The 16487-nt window shown below is 43.8% G+C and carries 16 protein-coding genes and 1 pseudogene; 12 read left to right on the top strand and 5 right to left on the bottom strand.

The genetic code is table 11. The features are described 5' to 3' along the window. The first annotated feature begins 11 nt into the window (after positions 1-11). Both BGP76_RS10740 and BGP76_RS10735 read left to right on the top strand, forming a co-directional pair. Positions 12-1124 carry an efflux RND transporter periplasmic adaptor subunit gene (locus BGP76_RS10740; RefSeq protein ID WP_119844981.1) on the top strand — a complete coding sequence of 371 codons (1113 nt, stop codon included), beginning with the start codon at positions 12-14 and terminating at the stop codon, positions 1122-1124. 30 nt (positions 1125-1154) lie between these two features. After that, positions 1155-4319, top strand: a complete 3165-nt coding sequence (locus BGP76_RS10735; RefSeq protein ID WP_119844660.1) for an efflux RND transporter permease subunit — start codon at positions 1155-1157, stop codon at positions 4317-4319. A gap of 296 nt (positions 4320-4615) precedes the next feature. Here BGP76_RS10735 and BGP76_RS10730 read toward each other — a convergent pair whose 3' ends face one another. The 4 genes from BGP76_RS10730 to BGP76_RS10715 all read right to left on the bottom strand — a co-directional run bounded on the left by BGP76_RS10730 (position 4616) and on the right by BGP76_RS10715 (position 8379). Further along, a complete protein-coding gene (locus BGP76_RS10730) occupies positions 4616-5302 on the bottom strand; it encodes a response regulator transcription factor (RefSeq protein ID WP_119844980.1) in 687 nt (228 codons plus the stop codon). Further along, the gene (locus BGP76_RS10725; RefSeq protein ID WP_119844659.1) at positions 5299-6873 is read right to left on the bottom strand and encodes a cell wall metabolism sensor histidine kinase WalK; all 1575 of its coding nucleotides are present in this window, start codon (positions 6871-6873) and stop codon (positions 5299-5301) included. The genes BGP76_RS10730 and BGP76_RS10725 overlap by 4 nt, the downstream gene beginning before the upstream one ends. 16 nt (positions 6874-6889) lie before the next feature. Next, complete coding sequence (gene map / locus BGP76_RS10720; protein WP_119844658.1) at positions 6890-7654, bottom strand: type I methionyl aminopeptidase; 765 nt, start codon at positions 7652-7654, stop codon at positions 6890-6892. Between the two features lie 149 nt (positions 7655-7803). Next, the gene (locus BGP76_RS10715) at positions 7804-8379 is read right to left on the bottom strand and encodes an alkylphosphonate utilization protein (protein ID WP_119844657.1); all 576 of its coding nucleotides are present in this window, start codon (positions 8377-8379) and stop codon (positions 7804-7806) included. A gap of 33 nt (positions 8380-8412) precedes the next feature. On the opposite strand from BGP76_RS10715, the gene BGP76_RS10710 reads away from it, so the two are divergent. The 10 genes and pseudogenes from BGP76_RS10710 to BGP76_RS10655 all read left to right on the top strand — a co-directional run bounded on the left by BGP76_RS10710 (position 8413) and on the right by BGP76_RS10655 (position 15608). Next, positions 8413-8628 (top strand): hypothetical protein, encoded by a 216-nt coding sequence (locus tag BGP76_RS10710; protein WP_119844656.1) that lies wholly within the window; start codon positions 8413-8415, stop codon positions 8626-8628. An 872-nt stretch (positions 8629-9500) separates the two neighbouring features. Next, a complete protein-coding gene (locus BGP76_RS10700; protein WP_119844654.1) occupies positions 9501-10136 on the top strand; it encodes a hypothetical protein in 636 nt (211 codons plus the stop codon). Beyond that, positions 10123-11223: a phosphoadenosine phosphosulfate reductase family protein gene (locus BGP76_RS10695; RefSeq protein WP_119844653.1), complete on the top strand. Its 1101-nt coding sequence runs from the start codon at positions 10123-10125 to the stop codon at positions 11221-11223. Before BGP76_RS10700 ends, BGP76_RS10695 begins: the two co-directional genes overlap by 14 nt. A gap of 95 nt (positions 11224-11318) precedes the next feature. Then, positions 11319-11612, top strand: a complete 294-nt coding sequence (locus tag BGP76_RS10690; RefSeq protein WP_119844652.1) for a hypothetical protein — start codon at positions 11319-11321, stop codon at positions 11610-11612. Between the two features lie 372 nt (positions 11613-11984). Next, positions 11985-12233, top strand: a complete 249-nt coding sequence (locus tag BGP76_RS10680; protein ID WP_119844650.1) for a type II toxin-antitoxin system ParD family antitoxin — start codon at positions 11985-11987, stop codon at positions 12231-12233. Next, a pseudogene (locus BGP76_RS20630) lies at positions 12226-12521 on the top strand (type II toxin-antitoxin system RelE/ParE family toxin). Before BGP76_RS10680 ends, BGP76_RS20630 begins: the two are co-directional and overlap by 8 nt. Before the next feature lie 267 nt (positions 12522-12788). Next, entirely contained in the window at positions 12789-14192 is a 1404-nt protein-coding gene (locus BGP76_RS10670; RefSeq protein ID WP_119844649.1) for a serine hydrolase, read from the top strand. Further along, a complete protein-coding gene (locus BGP76_RS10665) occupies positions 14189-14668 on the top strand; it encodes an RNA polymerase sigma factor (protein WP_119844648.1) in 480 nt (159 codons plus the stop codon). Before BGP76_RS10670 ends, BGP76_RS10665 begins: the two co-directional genes overlap by 4 nt. A 3-nt stretch (positions 14669-14671) precedes the next feature. After that, positions 14672-15226, top strand: coding sequence for a hypothetical protein (locus BGP76_RS10660; RefSeq protein WP_119844647.1), 555 nt, complete (start codon positions 14672-14674; stop codon positions 15224-15226). Between the two features lie 154 nt (positions 15227-15380). Beyond that, positions 15381-15608 carry a hypothetical protein gene (locus tag BGP76_RS10655; protein ID WP_119844646.1) on the top strand — a complete coding sequence of 76 codons (228 nt, stop codon included), beginning with the start codon at positions 15381-15383 and terminating at the stop codon, positions 15606-15608. A gap of 88 nt (positions 15609-15696) precedes the next feature. On the opposite strand, the gene BGP76_RS10650 is transcribed toward BGP76_RS10655, so the two are convergent. Continuing rightward, on the bottom strand, positions 15697-16263 hold the full coding sequence (locus BGP76_RS10650) for a helix-turn-helix domain-containing protein (protein ID WP_073124692.1): 567 nt from the start codon (positions 16261-16263) through the stop codon (positions 15697-15699). Positions 16264-16487 lie beyond the last annotated feature (224 nt).

Raw genomic sequence — 16487 nt, 5'->3', positions numbered from 1 at the left:
TTCAAAAAACCATGAACATACATCGAAATTTATATCTCAACGCCATCCTGATAGTCCTAGCCGCAGTAGCCGTGACTGCATGTACGGGTGGGAATGGTGCGCCTCGAATGGCAGGAGCAGCGACCGTGACGGGCATGGACGTATTGTCCAAAGAAGTGGAAAGTTTGGATAGCTATCCAGCTACTGTCGTACCGGTCAACGAAGTGGAACTTCGTCCTCAACTGTCTGGATACATCACCGAAATCTTCGTCAAAGATGGCGAAACAGTCAAAAAGGGGCAGAAACTCTATGAAATAGACCGAACCAAATATATCGCGTCCTATCATCAAGCCAAAGCAAATGTGTCTACGGCAGAAGCCAATTTGGCAAAAATAGAGCAGGACGTGAAGCGCTACGAAGCACTGCGCGAGCAGGACGCCATCGCTGCGCAAAAAGTAGATTACGCCAAAGCAGACCTCCAAACAGCCAAAGCGCAAGTCGATGCGGCCAAAGCGCAATTGTCTTCTTCGACCAATGACTTGCAGTACTCTACGATCAAAGCACCATTCGCTGGGACCATCGGGATACATCAAGTTCGCGTCGGTGCGCAAGTATCGCCCGGTCAGCCATTGCTCAATACGCTCTCGTCTGACGATCCTGTGGCGGTAGATTTTGTGATCAACGAAAAGGAAATTCCACGATTCAACAGGCTGAAACGTGAGGAGCAGCCTGATTCGTTGTTTACCATGGCGTTGAGTGACGGCAGCAAGTACCCCTATTCGGGAAAGGTGATAGCCATCGATCGTGCAGTAGGCCGTCAGACGGGTACACTGACGATCCGTTTGAGTTTTCCTAATCCAGAGAAGGACCTGATCCCAGGGATGACTGTGGATGTCAAGGTGCTCAATCAAGACCATGGAAAGCAAATTGCGATCCCTTACAAAGCAGTTGTCGAGCAGATGGGCGAGTACTTTGTCTATGTCGTCCAAGACGGTAAAGCACATCAAGTCCGTATCCAACTCGGTAGCATTGTCGGTGGAGACATCGTCGTACGCGAGGGGCTCAAGGGTGGCGAAAAACTCATCGTCAACGGCATCCAGAAACTACGCGAAGGATCAGCAGTAGAGGTCGTGAGCAACAATTAATCAATTCGGTTCAAAACATAACATAGAAGAATGATATCTGATGTATTTATAAAACGCCCGGTCACCTCGATCGTCATCTCGCTCTTGCTGCTGTTGACGGGGACCTTGGCGATCATGAACCTGCCTGTGACCCAGTATCCGGAGATTACGCCCCCAGTGGTGTCGATTTCGGGTAATTATACAGGGGCAGATGCCCAGACCGTAGAGCAGACGGTCGCGACTCCTGTGGAGACACAGGTCAACGGTACCCCGGGTATGGCCTACGTGTCATCCAACAGTACGAGTACGGGACAGATGCAAATGAACGTCACCTTTGAGGTGGGGACCGATGTGGATATTGCCACATTGGATGTGCAAAACAGAGTGAGCATCGCCGAACCGACACTCCCAGAGGCGGTCAAGCGTCTCGGTATCGTCGTACGCAAGCGTAATCCGAGCATCATGATGGTGGTAGGGATCTACTCTCCAAACGGGACACACGACGTAGGCTACCTCGACAACTATACCAACATCTTCGTGCGAGACGCTTTGTTGCGTGTGCCAGGTGTGGGGGATATTACTTCTCTAGGGCAGGATTTCTCGATGAGACTTTGGCTCAAGCCAGACAAGATGGCTCAGTATGGGATCCGTACACAAGAAGTCAGTGCAGCGATACAGGAGCAAAACCTTCAAGTCGCGGCGGGGAAAGTAGGCGCTATGCCGCAGGTAGATGATCAGGCTTTCGAGTATCCGATCACTGTCAACGGCCGACTGTCGTCAAAAGAAGAATTTGAAGACATCATCGTCCGTACCAACCCCGAAGATGGCTCTTTGGTCTATCTCAAAGATATCGCCCGCATCGAGTTTGGTCGATTTGACTATGGCCGTGCGTCTGTGGTCAATGGAGATCCTACGGCGCTCCTTTTGATCTATCAAGCGCCGGGTAGCAATGCCCTCACGACGGCCGATGGGGTCAACGAAGCATTGGAAGAGTTGAAGAAAGCATTTCCTAATGATGTGGATTATGTGGTCTCTTTTGAGTCGGTCTCTGTGGTAGAGGTGTCGATCGAGGAAGTGTTGCATACGCTGTTTGAAGCCTTGCTGCTCGTGACGATCGTGGTGTTCCTGTTCTTGCAGAGCTGGAGAGCGACTTTGGTACCGATTTTGGCAATTCCGGTTTCGATTGTGGGTACGTTCATCTTTTTTATTCCCTTGGGCTTCACCATCAACACACTGACGCTGTTTGGTTTCGTCCTTGCGATTGGTATCGTAGTGGATGACGCGATTGTGGTGGTAGAGGCAGTACAGCACTACATCGATCACTTCAAGCTTTCGCCCAAAGAAGCCACACGCCGAGCGATGAAAGACATCACTGCGCCAGTTATTGCGATTGCTTTGATCTTGGCGGCTGTATTTATTCCGGTGGGATTCATCCCAGGTATCGTAGGACGATTGTACCAGCAGTTTGCGATTACGATTGCGATTTCGGTATTGATTTCGGCTTTTGTCGCTCTGACACTGACACCAGCGCTTTGTTCGCTGATGCTGCGTCCGATGAATTTGTCCAAGAAATCTACGGGTATCAATGGGCTGTTCTTCAAGTTCAATACTTGGTTTGAGCGGACTACTGAGTCTTATGGCAATGGTGTCCGGAAGGCCATCAAAGCCACGCCGATGGTATTGATCGCGCTAGTATGTATCTATGTAGGCACGGTGGGGATGTTCAACATCAAACCGACTGGATTTATCCCTACGGAAGATGAAGGGCGTATTTTCATCGCGATGGAACTGCCCGAAGGGTCGTCTACGGCACGTACACTGGAAGTGATGGACAAAGTAGGTGCGACACTCGGCGAGCACCCCGCGATCAAAAACTACACGGGTATCGCTGGACTGAATGCGATCAACTTCTCGTTCAAATCCAACTCAGCGACCTACTTCATCCAGATGCATCCTTGGGAGGAAAGAAAAGATCCATCCATGCAGTTGCAGGGAGTGATCGGTCAGCTCAATGCCGCATTTGCGAGTGTACACGAAGCGACCATTCGCGTGGTGTCTCCACCTGCGATTCCAGGTTTGGGTAACACAGGGGGATTCAGTTTCATGCTGGAGCAGCGTGCTGGCGGAGAGGTCAAGGAGCTCGAAGGAGTCTTGGGGCAATTTCTCATGGCAGCCAATCAGCGACCAGAGATTGCGATGGCCTATAGCTTCTTTACCGCACGAGCACCGGGCTACCAAGTGGATGTAGACCGAGAGAAAGCCAAGAAATTGGGCGTGTCCGTATCGGATGTTTTTGCAACCATGTCGTCGTTTATGGGGAGCCAGTACATCAATGACTTCACGCGTTACGGTCGAAACTTCCGCGTCGTGGCTCAGGCCGATACGAGCTATCGCATGGATATCAAAAATCTAGAAAAGTATTATGTCCAAAACCGCAACGGCGAATCAGTACCGCTGAGTGCATTGGTCAACTATCACGTCAAGGAAAGTGCACCGGTGATCTCTCACTACAACCTCTTCCGATCGGCAGAAGTCAATGGGGCTGCAGCACCGGGCTACAGTAGTGGTCAAGCGATGGAGGCACTCAAAGAGGTGGCGGATGAAGTGCTGCCAGCAGGCTATGGTTATGATTTCTCAGGGCTGAGCCGTGAGGAGCTGTCGTCAGGCAATGCCACGGTAGCGATTTTTGGACTGTCGATCGTGATTGTATTGTTGCTGCTCGCTGCACTGTACGAGAGTTGGTCTGTACCGTTTTCGATCTTGCTGACAGTGCCTTTGGGTGCTTTTGGGGCGATCGTGGCGTTGATGTTCTTGCCACACCTGAGCAACAACGTCTATGCGCAGATTGGTTTGATCACGCTGATAGGTCTGGCTGCTAAGAATGCCATCTTGATCGTGGAGTTTGCCAAAGAACGGGTAGACCGTGGGATGGAAATCGTCGCAGCTACACTGGAGGCGGTCAAATTGAGATTGAGGCCGATTGTGATGACGTCTTTGGCATTTATATTGGGAGTCGTGCCGTTGGCGTTGGCTTCTGGTGCGGGAGCTGTTGCGCGTCAGACGATCGGGTGGACCGTGATCGGCGGGATGCTCGCTGCGACCTTCCTAGCGATCTTCATCGTGCCAGTACTCTATATCGTGATTACGAAATTGGCCTACGGCAAAAAGGGGTTGGAAGAACTCCAAGCCAAAGCAGGGCTTGAAGAGGATAATTAAAATACCGTATTGGTTATTATTATTGATTGTTAGTGAAGGGCTTCTCGAAAGGGAAGCCCTTTTTTTGTGTCAGTCCAACACGTGGGCGCTATGATGTGGAAGGTCGAGTTTTCCTATCTAATTGATATTAAAGCCAAATTTGTCCCTACTTAATCGCTAATGACAAATTTGGCTTTAACCAATCACTCAAGGATAAAATCAAGTTGGTCTTCAATGAAATTAAGAATGAAAGTGGAGAAATACATGGTACGAGAGTAGAACTACAGGTGCCTTTTGGTACTTACGTTTAAATCAATTTAAAGCATTTTATACCCCATACCGTGGACAGTCAGGATGATTTTTGGATCGTTGGGGTTGTTTTCTATTTTTTGACGAAGACGTAGAATGAAGTTGTCTATAGTCCGTGTGGTAGGGAACTCGTCATAGCCCCAGATGTTTTTGAGTAGATCGTCTCGACTGACGATCTGTTGACGGTGATTCCAGAGGAAGTGTAACACTTCGAATTCTCGGTGGGAGAGTTTGATTGTTTCCGATCCCAACTTGGCTTCATAGGTTTTGAAATCTACCTGCATTAGCCCGATCTGCTCAAAATGCTGAGGAGGAGCGGTTTGTTGTCCTTGCTGTGTGCGTCTGAGAATGGCTTTGATTCGAGCGACTAGTTCACGGACACTAAAGGGTTTGGAGATGTAATCATCTGCACCGAATTCTAATCCGAGTACACGATCTATTTCTTCTCCTTTGGCTGTGAGCAGGATGATGGGGATGGGATTTTGTTCACTGCGCAGTTGTTTGCACACATCGAATCCAGACATCTCAGGCATCATTACGTCTAAAACCATGAGGTCGTAGTGTTGGTCTTTTAGCGCAGCTAGTGCGGCGCTACCATCACTGGCTGTATCGACCTGATACCCTTCGAAGATCAAGTTGTCATGTAACCCTTCCCGCATAGCGGGCTCATCATCTACTACTAATATTCTAGTCATGTGCTGGTCTGGTTTAGTGGAAAACATAAGGTGAAAGTACTGCCTTGATTCAATATCGAATCTACAGTGACTCGCCCTCCATGAGAGGTCATGATATGCTGTACGAGACTCAACCCAAGTCCTGTCCCTTTTGTTTTTTGAGTTAGGGCGTGCTCTACACGATAGAATTTATCGAAAATCTTGCGCTGTGCACTTTTGGGTATCCCAATGCCGTGATCCTTGATTTCGCAGCAAGCATGGTCGCCTTTGCGGTAGGTTGAGATTTTGAGCTGATCGCTGTCTCCGTGGTATTTGATTGCGTTTTCGATCAGGTTAGACAATGCCTCGTCAAATGCCTGAAGATCCAGATTGACGAGGAGTGGACTACTGGATAGTGATAGTTCGCAGCGAATTCCTTTTTCTCGTAGGGTGTGTGAGTAATGTTCTATGAGTTGCGGGATGGGTTCGTTGAGGTCCTGAGCTTCGAGTCGGTAGGTCTTTTTGTTTGCCTCTATTTTGGAGAAATCAAGGATGTTGTTGACTAGGTAGGTGAGTCTCCCGGCTTCATGATGGATGACCTCATAGTAGTGTTTTTTTTTCTCCTCAGAGGGTAGCCTGCCTAGCATGAGGGTTTCGGCGTACATTTTGATGAGGGAGAGGGGAGTACGAATCTCATGAGATACGTTGGATACGAAATCCGATTTGAGCTGTGCAACCCGTACGGTGTTTCGGATGTTTCGGAGCATGATGAGTGTACCTAGTAGCATCGTCGATATGGATGCCAGTAGGATGTAGAGATTGTTTCGGCTTCTGGATCGGATCAGTTCAGCGTAGCTTTCTCCTTTGGTCTGTATGGCTAGTGAGGTATTGGGGAGTATCCAGAGTTCGTTGCGTATGTAGTCTTTGTCTAGGTCGAAGGTTTCCGTGCTGAATGCGATGCGTGGAGTGTCTAAGGTGTCGGCGGATTGTAGTACCGCTATTCGGAGGTTGTCTTGAGCAGATTCTTGCATTTTGGATCCCAATGTCTGTTCTATCCAGTAGTTGGTCTCTAGGATGAAAAGGGCATTGTATAGGGTTGAGTCACGGTCGTAGAGCATGACAGTGATGCCAGATTGGGCTGGTTGTAGACCGCTGATGGCTTGCCAGTCTGTAGCGGGTTGGATTTTTTGAAATCCCGCATCGAGGTATTTGGTCAATTGGAAGAGGACGGAATCCTTGGAGTCGTACCAGTTGTTGATGTTGCGACGGGTATCATCGGTAGATATCACATAGTCGTTGACACAGATGCTGTCGGATCGGTTAGACATCTGACGAATGACGAGCATTTGGATGGACTCGTTGGCGAGTAGCAGATCAGATGCATTTTTGGATAGGGGATGTTTTTCGTTGGTGAGTTTTCGTACCCAACTATCCATCATATCATCTGCATACTGGTTGAGCGAAAACATGATGGTCTCTAACTGCTTTTGGTAGATTTGGTTTGCAGTCTCTTCGTCTTCTTCGAGTGATTTGACCTGAAGTAGCGCATAGAGCAGGAGAGGGGTTAGGATCACCGCCGCGAGTAGTAAAACCGTCCGGATGTTTTTGGTCATCGTCGAGGGTCTAGGTTTACTTCCATATCTCGTTGGCTTCTGTCAAGATAATCGGCTGCTCATCAGTCACCACGATGGTGTGTTCGTGCTGTGCGACGAACCCTCCTCGGTTGCCTACCAAAGTCCATCCATCTTTCAGTTCTACAGCTTGGGTAGATTTGGTAGAGATGAAAGTTTCTATCGCCACGACAGAGTTTTTTTCGAACCTTTGGTGATCATGTTTGTCTCGGTAGTTGAGGATGTTTTCGGGTTTTTCGTGGAGGCTTCTGCCTACTCCGTGACCTGCTAGATTTTTGATTACTTTGAATCCACTTCGATTAGCCTCTGACTCGATGATGTGTCCTATGTCGGATATTTTGATGCCATCTTGGATTTTGTTGATCGCATTGAAGAGGGCTTTTTTGGATGCTTCGATGAGTGGTTGATGTACATGTATATCCTCGCCTAGCACGAATGATCCGCCATTGTCTGCCCAAAAACCGTTACGCTCTCCAGACACGTCTATGTTGATGAGGTCACCATTTTTGAGGATTTTTTGTTCTGAGGGAATACCATGCGCGATCTCTTTGTTGACACTGATGCATGTCCATCCAGGAAATCCGTAGGTTTCGAATGGGGCAGATTTTGCTCCATGCTTTTTGAGTATTTCATAGCCATACTCGTCGAGTTCTTTGGTGGGCATGCCTTCCTTGGCATATTCACGCATTTTTTTCAAGGTAAGCCCCACGATGGTGCTAATTTCTCGCATTCCTGCCATTTCAGCGTCAGTACTTATGGACATAGTTGTCGGGTTTATGTTTTTAAGTCTAAGGCACAATTTAACCTGAATTATTCAATTTGATAATCCCTCTGAATCAGATAATAGGTTTTGTCTCTTAGAAAAATAGCATTTGTGATTGGCTGGAGAATCTGTAGGAAGCTACATTTGAACTAGCTTTTCTTGACGAACTGGGTGAGGATGACGATGTGTTGTCCGTTGACCTTGCCTTCGATATGTTCGGCATTGTCATGGGTGAGGGTGATGTTGCGGACTGCCGTGCCACGTTTGGCAGTGAAGTTGGCACCTTTGACGTTGAGGTCTTTGATGAGAACAACCGAATCCCCCGCAGATAGCTGTACGCCGTTGCTATCGATATGCTTAATGGCCTTTTGCTCATCAGCGACCATTCCCTCTTTGGCCCATGCAAGGGTGTCATCGTCGAGGTAGAGCATTTCTAGGAGGTTTTGTGCCCAGCCTTCAGCGATCAAGTCGTTGAGCATTCTCCATGCGAGTACTTGTACGGCAGGTACTTCGCTCCACATGCTGTCGTTGAGGCAGTGCCAGTGGTTGGGGTTGATTTTATCTTTGTCGTCTATTTGTTCCAAACAAGAGCCACAGATCATTGCATTTTCGGAGAGGTCCTGCCCAGATTTTGGAGAGACGGTGTGCACGTTGAGTGTTTCTGTCGCGCCGCATAGTTCACATTTGGATTCACTTCTTTTAAGTAGTTCTTGTTCTATATTCATCTGTGATTTGATTTTCGATCCTGATTAAATGTCATGAGCATTGATTTCGCACAAAGATACTACAGTAGCTATGGAAACAAGAAATATGTGGCCAGTAGCTGTACATCTTCTTTGGTAAGCTTGTGGCAGTATGAGAGAGGGCAGGGACTAGAAATAGGCTTAGGAGCATCACAGAGCATCACTGGACTAGCGGCTATCATGAGACCCACGGGTCAAAGGGCACCGTCATGTAAGTTTGTTTTTGAATGATTATTACTTTTTGAATCACTTCCTGTCCAGTATTTTTTTCTCCTCTATTGGACAAAAACCATCTTCATAAGAGAAGTAGTATCGTCTGTCTTTGACAGGGTAGATCGAGCAAAATATTGAAATGAAAACTCTAAATCCTGTAGCACCTGCGACTGGGAACACTCCAAGCGCCGATCTGGCCTTGCGCAAGGTCGGCCTTCCCCTTGCGCAAGGGGGAGCCTGTACTTGGGCAAGCGCAACGGTCTGCTTGCCCAAGGTGCGCCTTCTGCTTGCGCAAGCAGAAACCCGAACCTTTATTACTCTCCTCAAAGCGATCTGAAAGGTGAAAGCTTTTGACCCGCTACCTAGATATGGGTATATATAGGCTGTACTTTGATCTTAAAGACCGGCTTGCTTGTCGCTACGCTGGGAAAAGGGTATTCTTGAGAAAATCAATGATTGACGAGGTGTCGGTAGCCGTGGTTTTTAAGTGTGTAAAATGAATAGTGTACAGCTTGGCTGTCTGTTGTTTTAGGCCTTCCGCAGAGTGACTTAAAACCGTTGAAACGAAAAGCAGTATCCCGACACGGTAGGCACTAGGGAGCTTTATACACATGTTGCTCATAACGCTATGAAAAAGATTAAAAACCCACTAGATTAGCTCGACACCAATAATATATATACGCAATTGCGTATAGCGAAATGTTGGGAGGCATTGGGGAGATTTGGAGCTGAAATTGAACTCGTAAAATTTCTCAATTTCGACTTTTCCAAATTGATTTCAGAAGCTAACGTCAAATTGAAAATGTTTGAATATGATGAAAATGAACTCGAAAAAGCACTTTTGTAACTATCTGATAATCAATAATTAATTTGGCGTTAGTCAGTATATCATGGAAAGAAAGACACTGAAATTTTTGAGACTATTGATTCCTGGATTGACTTTGATCTTGGCGTTTCTGCCACTTCTTCATCAAACAGGCTTTGAAATCAAAATGGGTGAAGGTTGGTTGGCTTATAGTCTTTTAATAATTCCTTCTCTTGTAATTGGAGCAATGTATCACATGTTGAACATTCGATTCTTTATTACTAATTACTCTCACCGTCAGATTGACCTTTATATTACTAGCTCATTACTTAAGGTTTACAATAAAGAAGTAAGTCAAGAACAACTTAATACTCTTAAGGATAAACACATTAAGCACATCTTCTACAATTTGGTAGATAATGACAATTCATTAACAGCAAAAGGACAATTAGTTTATTTTAATGGTCTACTGTGGACATCTACAGCTGACATTTTTTTAATGTCCATTTTCTCCAGTTTAATCTACATAGTGACAGGACTTTATTTGGACACAATGGCAATATGGTTGACAGGAATTCTTCTTGTGGGAGCCGGACTTTTATCATTTGCATTTCACATTTTAACTGTTTTTAGACACATCAACCTTTCAAATGATCAGATAGAATATATCGAAACCAATTGCAGACAAGACCTAATTGATAAAATAGATGGGGTTTTGTAGCAGCTGTCTTATACCAATCCCTGAAAAGGATAAAGTTGCAATTCAGATTATCCAAAACGAATATTTGAAGAATAATGACCCTTGGTTCCTTGGATATAGTGGTGGAAAAGATTCCTCTGCAATGCTTAAATTGACAATTATAGCACTGTCACAATTAGAAGACAGACATAAAAAGGTTAAGGTTGTTTATTGTGATACAGGTGTTGAAAATCCGATAATTACTCAATACGTATATGCCACGTTCGACAAACTGCGTGATGAATGTGAAGAGAATAATCTTCCTTTCAATTTTGAGATTGCTGAGCCGAAGTTGGAGGATAGATTTTTTGTTAAAGTAATTGGAAGAGGATATCCCACTCCAACAAATATCTTTCGATGGTGTACTGATAAACTTCGAATAGATCCAGTTAAACAGATAATTGATAACAACCCAAAAGCAGTTGTTTTGCTTGGTATTCGGAATGGAGAAAGTGAACAACGAGATCGGACAATGAAGAAACATTCTACTAGCTCAGATCATTACTTCAATCAATCTGGATCATCCAGTAAAAAAATATTCAGCCCTATTGTACACCATAACATTAAAGATGTTTGGGCAGCTCTGAAATTCAACAGTTTTCCAGAGAGTATTGATTCTCAGAAATTAGGTGAATTGTATAAAGACGCAGGTTCTGAATGTCCGGTATATAGAGAATTGCCTGGGAAATCCTGCGGAAGTAGTCGATTTGGCTGTTGGACTTGCACAGTTGTTCGGAAGGATAAATCAATTTCAAAAATGATCGAGAATGGCTATTCAGAACTTGAAGAGCTTCACAGCTTTCGGAATTGGATCAGTGTTTTTAGAGATAACAAAAATTACAGATGTGAAACTAGAAGGAACGGACAGATTGGATTAGGTCCTATTACCCTCGAAGGGCGCAAAATAATACTTGATCGTCTATTGGAAACTGAGAGGAAATCAAAGATGAACTTGATTTCAGATATTGAAATCCGAAGGATCAAAGAACTGTGGAATAAAGATTTAAATGACCCGAAATATCAAGAAAAACAGCTTACAACAAGCGCTAAAAATGAATATGCGAACTGAGCACTTGGAAAGGTATTTACTAAGAAGAAATTATAGAAGGTCTAGCAACTGGAGCGCATACTCATTTTAGCTAGACGTTATCCACAAGGAATTAAATGACAGAACTTTATACGTTTATCATGGAATTTAGAGGAGGAACATACACCTCACAAGTTAAAGCTAGCAGCATCGAAGATTCTCTCCAACAGTGGACGAAGAAACTCAAATTGGAAATGAGTCAAATAACATTTCTTGGTTCAACAACACTTAGTGAAATCGAGAAGCATATATTGGGAACTGATCCGGAAGAACAACCAATTGCTTTGATGGGTTTAACTAATATTTGGTTCCTAAGCGTGTACACCAACAATGGAAAAGCAGCTATTAATATCATAAAAACAGCTCAATAATTTTAACCAAACAAACTCGAAGCAGTTGTGGAGGCATTTGCAGATTAACACGAAACAAACCAAAAGTGGATAACATGGTGTAGGCATGATCAGTACGAATGCCCTTGCGAGCTTTTCGAATCAATGCCAGAATCAGCACTACCGCTCCACGCGGAATCTCTAGAATACCAATAACGCCTGTCAGCCGACAGGCTGGCATTCGTGGTTTCCTTGGCAGTCCAAATCTAGGCTAATGGCTAAACAGACTTTTGTAGTTTGTCGCGATTCGGCTACTTTAGTACTTTATCAAACCGTGTGGCACATCGCCATATGCGGACGTTATGTGGAATTGCTGTAGTTTGAATTGTTACCAATTTTTGGTATTTTTGATGTATGAGCAAGAACACATCAATTTCACTCGGACACTACTTTGACAGCTTTGTCAAACATAGTGTCTCGGAAGGTCGCTTTAAGAACGCAAGCGAAGTTGTACGCGCTGGATTAAGACTTCTCGAAGAAGAGGAGAACAAAGTTATTTCACTCAAGAGGGCCATACAAGAAGGGATTGACAGTGGAATTGCCGAAGATTTTAACCCATCAACACATTTAAAGCAGTTGAAAGCAACAAGATCGAATGGGTAAGTATAAACTTACCAATCTTGCTGTTCGGGATTTATCTAACATTTGGAACTACACCTTTGACAACTGGTCTGAAGAACAGGCAGACACCTATCATGAACAATTTTTAACGCTTTTGAATCAATTGCAGTGAACCAGCAGCTAGGACGAAATTACGAGGGGATACGGAGAGATTTATTTGGATTTAAGGTGAGCCGACATATCGTATTCTATCGCTTAATTTCGGACGAACAAGTTGAAATTACCAGAATACTGCATGATCGAATGGACTTGAAGAATCGACCGAAATAAATCCACATAACATGGCGTGATAGTGTATGTGCGAACTGAGCAGTTAGCCAGCCTCGGCGGAACGCCCGCCTGCCGGACGGGCAGGCAGCTCCCACCGATTCGCTAGAAGGTTCGGCAGATTTTCACTACTTTGGCTGTATTATCAAACGACACGCACCATACACAGGCCTTATATTCAATACACCCATCCTATAGCGTATTGCTTTTTTAACAGTTTAACTGTAAGGATTTCTTCTTTTTCTCAACACATGCCCCAAAAAAAGAAAAATGATGAAATCAAATCTGACAATCAACTATTTATTGATAGGGAGCTTAATTCTTCATTCATTCAATTCAATGGCTCAGTCCCCAGCTATTGACTTTGAGCAAAAACTGTCAAGCTATCTGGAAATTCAGAATCGACAAGTTGGATTCAATGGAATTGTGACTATTGTGGACGGAGAAGGGCATATGCTGGAAAAAGAAATTGGACTGGCCTCACGGGAGCTTGAAGTACCGATTCGATCAAACACAAAATTTAAGATTGCATCAATGACTAAATCCTTCACAGCACTGCTCGTCTCACTCGCAGAACAGGAAGGAAAGCTTACATTGGACGACAAAATCATCTCATACTTTCACAATCTTCCAAATGAAGAATGGAAACGGGTCACTATCCGACAACTGATGTCTCATACTTCCGGAATTCCTCACTGGAAAGGAATAGAGGGTTACTGGACTGAAAAATCACTAATACCTCTCAATCACGAACAAATACTGGCTGAATTTTTCAATATGGAACTGGAATTTGATCCGGGAAGCAAATTTGGCTACTCTAGTCCCGGTTACTACCTGTTGGCATCTATCCTTGAAGATGTTTATTCAGATAGTTTTGAAAACATCCTCCAAACCAAAATTTTGAGTAAGCTAAACATGGATGCCACAGGAATCTATAACGGACATTCCATTTTGTCTAATATGTCTTCTGGTTATCATCTGATTTCTGACAATGTGATCATGGCACCTCCACGAAATATGGCCTCTATGAAAGGAGGAGGGAACATGTATTCCACTTCGGCAGATATGACCAAGTGGTGCCGAAGTTTCCTAACAACAGCGTATTGGGGAGAAGATTTGATTACGCGTTCATTCCAACCGATGACTGACCATGAGAACCCTCAAAAAGAATCTAAATACGGACGTGGATGGTACCTGACAGATAATGGAGAAAACCAAATAAAGACCTTTCATTTGGGAGGTGGCACATATGGCTATTCCTGCAATGCAGCTATATACCCAGACGAAAGGTTTAGCATAGTGATTATGTCCAACATGTCCTTTTTACCCACTGACAACATTAGGAAGGATATCGAGAAAATTGTTTTTGGACTGCCGTTTGAAATGCCAAAAGATTTCGGTGAAGAAATTCAGCTATCAGTTGAACAACTGGAGCACCTTGCTGGTAGGTATCAGGCGGAAAATGGAATGGTATTACTGACGATTATTCACCAGAGAAGCTTATACGCTAAACTAGGCTCCAACCCTCCCTTAAAGCTTTTTGCAACCGATGAACTCAATTTCACAGCACAGAAGGTGAATATTCAATTCGTATTTCAGTCCGATGAATCGAATAAAATAACAGGACTGAAAACTGAAGGTAGAGGTAGGATTGATTATTTTCAAAAACAATGAAGGATAAGGAACACTTTCTCGAACAGGTATTTGTGCACCAAGCCATCATTCACAAAATCTGTAAGATGTATAGGGATAGCCAGGAAGATCGGGAAGACCTGTTTCAGGAAATTATTTATCAAATATGGAAATCGTTTGACCAATTTGAAGGTAAATCCAAACTCACCACGTGGATGTATCGGGTAGGGCTAAACACAGCAATGGCCACTTTCAGAAAGCCTAAAATAATGCATGCTGAACTGGAAGAATATCAAAATGATTACGGAACAATTGAACAGGAATCAGAAGATGAAAATAGTGAAAAGCTCTTTCGCACTATTCGTCAATTGAAGGAAGCCGAAAGGGCACTGTTATCTCTCTATTTTGAAGATCTCAGCTATCGTGAAATCGGGGAAGTTATGGGAATAAGCGAAAGCAATGTTGGCGCACGTCTGACAAGGGTTAAAGAAAAATTAAGAAAATTATTAAATACATAAACGATGGAACTAGAAAATTTGAAATCACAATTTAACTCCTTAGAGTCCTCTCAAATCAGTAAGGAAGCACTCTTGGGGATGGTCAATGTTAACGGACATCCGGTTTTGAGAGGAATAAGAATCCAGATGATTATCGAGAGTACAGCTTGGATATTGTTTCTTGGTTTTTATTACAACTTCTTCGATGGCCACTTGAAGCCTATATTTTGGAACCTAGCATTGATTATTTCTGTGGCATTAATGCTTGTCCATAACTCACTTAACTACCAAGTCACCAACAATCCAATCAGTGGTGAAAACCTTGTCAGTTCATTGGTGACTTACCTAAAAAGGTTGAAGAAATATGCCTACCTATCCATTGGCTCACGAACACTAGCGCTTACTGCTATTTTCGGGTTCTTTCTTTCAGGTATCGAAACTTTTGAACAACGACACTACGCAAGTACTTTTGTACTTGTGGCCTTTGTGGCAGCTCAAGCATTCATATTATGGAGAATATGGCATAAAAGAATTCAGACTATTCGCTCAAAATACGAACAACTTGCAGAGAAGAACTGAATATAGCAATCACTATCATCCATAAGCTAACTGAGCTACCTGTCTGGCACAGGCAGGTTTGCAAAGGCTCGTGCGATATGATATTTTAGTAGATATTTGAAAAGTCCAGCTTACAGATGATAGTTGGACGTTATCAGCAACTCTTGATAGTGAAATGAAAACCTTAATCTTATCTTTAATTCTCTTACTTTCTCTGGAAGGTGCTTGCCTCTGGAAAAGGGAGTTTTTGGCCAACGCAGAAGGTGTTTTTGAGAAAAAAGGTAAAAGCAAGAAGTCTCAAGTCGAAGATGAACGTGATCAGCTGCTTAAAGTGATTGGCCAACTTAAAGTTGAAAATGATTTTTTAAACGTATGGACGAAATCGCGTGTGCACTTCCTTTAATTGGGGCGCAGTGGTGTCACGTATGCAGGACCGAATTCAGTTTGTACTGGATAGAGGTTAGTTGATTTGTGATGCTTTCATCATCTATTTATGGAAATAAAAAATAGATGACTAGCAGCTGAACCCGTTCCTCGGCAGCTTTGGGATAGTGGGGGATACGGGCGTCAAAGAATATCGAGTCACCTTCTTGCAGCAGGGTGCTTTCTTCTCCTATGATGTATTCGATTTTTCCAGAGAGAACAATTTTGAACTCATAACCATCGGTGCTGGTGGGTTCATATTTGGCGTGTGGTTCTACTGTCAGGTGTACGATATCTACATTGAGGTTGAGGAGGCTTTGGTTGATGATGGAGTGATACTTGAATCCCACACGATCTTCCTTTTCTATTGTTTTTCGATCTTCTTTTTTTACGACTGTGAAATTGTGACCGTTTTTTAGGTACATGTCTTCAAAGAAATCTTTGGGCGCTACTTCGAGTGATTCTAGGATATTGATGAAAACAGGTAGAGAAGGGATCGTGCGTGAGTTTTCTATTTTTGAGAGTAGACTTTTACTGATTTTGGATTGGTTGCTTAGTTCGTTGAGTGAGAGGTTTTTTTGGTTGCGGAGGGACTTGATTTTGTTACCGATCCAGCTAACTACGATGTTGTTCATGGCTTTTCTTTGGTTTCTTATTTGTCAACTTACGTACAAGTATAGTTTCATATTAGTAAACTTAACATTTGTTTAATGACTTTATTTTGATTCAGTGTTGTCAATTGGGTTTCATATTAGTCAATTAATTTAATGTTAACAAATGGACTTTTTGCGCTACTGATCTTACAGATAGTGTAACATTTTCAACATACTCACTTCAAAGTAGAATTTGATATTGCGGG

The organism is Reichenbachiella sp. MSK19-1, assembly GCF_003590315.1.
Classification (GTDB): Bacteria; Bacteroidota; Bacteroidia; order Cytophagales; family Cyclobacteriaceae; genus Reichenbachiella; species Reichenbachiella agariperforans.
Note: the sequence above shows the minus strand (reverse complement) of the source record. Positions and strands in the feature narration are given on the sequence as shown.

What these genes read in the sequence shown, in the direction of transcription:
- BGP76_RS10695 (WP_119844653.1), top strand. Translation starts at nt 10,123, where the DNA reads ATGGGGTTTTGTAGCAGCTGTCTTATACCAATCCCTGAAAAGGATAAA.
- BGP76_RS10730 (WP_119844980.1), bottom strand. Translation starts at nt 5,302, where the DNA reads ATGACTAGAATATTAGTAGTAGATGATGAGCCCGCTATGCGGGAAGGG.
- BGP76_RS10715 (WP_119844657.1), bottom strand. Translation starts at nt 8,379, where the DNA reads ATGAATATAGAACAAGAACTACTTAAAAGAAGTGAATCCAAATGTGAA.
- BGP76_RS10650 (WP_073124692.1), bottom strand. Translation starts at nt 16,263, where the DNA reads ATGAACAACATCGTAGTTAGCTGGATCGGTAACAAAATCAAGTCCCTC.
- BGP76_RS10655 (WP_119844646.1), top strand. Translation starts at nt 15,381, where the DNA reads ATGAAAACCTTAATCTTATCTTTAATTCTCTTACTTTCTCTGGAAGGT.
- BGP76_RS10680 (WP_119844650.1), top strand. Translation starts at nt 11,985, where the DNA reads ATGAGCAAGAACACATCAATTTCACTCGGACACTACTTTGACAGCTTT.
- BGP76_RS10700 (WP_119844654.1), top strand. Translation starts at nt 9,501, where the DNA reads ATGGAAAGAAAGACACTGAAATTTTTGAGACTATTGATTCCTGGATTG.
- BGP76_RS10725 (WP_119844659.1), bottom strand. Translation starts at nt 6,873, where the DNA reads ATGACCAAAAACATCCGGACGGTTTTACTACTCGCGGCGGTGATCCTA.
- BGP76_RS10665 (WP_119844648.1), top strand. Translation starts at nt 14,189, where the DNA reads ATGAAGGATAAGGAACACTTTCTCGAACAGGTATTTGTGCACCAAGCC.
- BGP76_RS10660 (WP_119844647.1), top strand. Translation starts at nt 14,672, where the DNA reads ATGGAACTAGAAAATTTGAAATCACAATTTAACTCCTTAGAGTCCTCT.
- BGP76_RS10735 (WP_119844660.1), top strand. Translation starts at nt 1,155, where the DNA reads ATGATATCTGATGTATTTATAAAACGCCCGGTCACCTCGATCGTCATC.
- BGP76_RS10740 (WP_119844981.1), top strand. Translation starts at nt 12, where the DNA reads ATGAACATACATCGAAATTTATATCTCAACGCCATCCTGATAGTCCTA.
- BGP76_RS10710 (WP_119844656.1), top strand. Translation starts at nt 8,413, where the DNA reads ATGAGCATTGATTTCGCACAAAGATACTACAGTAGCTATGGAAACAAG.
- BGP76_RS10690 (WP_119844652.1), top strand. Translation starts at nt 11,319, where the DNA reads ATGACAGAACTTTATACGTTTATCATGGAATTTAGAGGAGGAACATAC.
- map (WP_119844658.1), bottom strand. Translation starts at nt 7,654, where the DNA reads ATGTCCATAAGTACTGACGCTGAAATGGCAGGAATGCGAGAAATTAGC.
- BGP76_RS10670 (WP_119844649.1), top strand. Translation starts at nt 12,789, where the DNA reads ATGATGAAATCAAATCTGACAATCAACTATTTATTGATAGGGAGCTTA.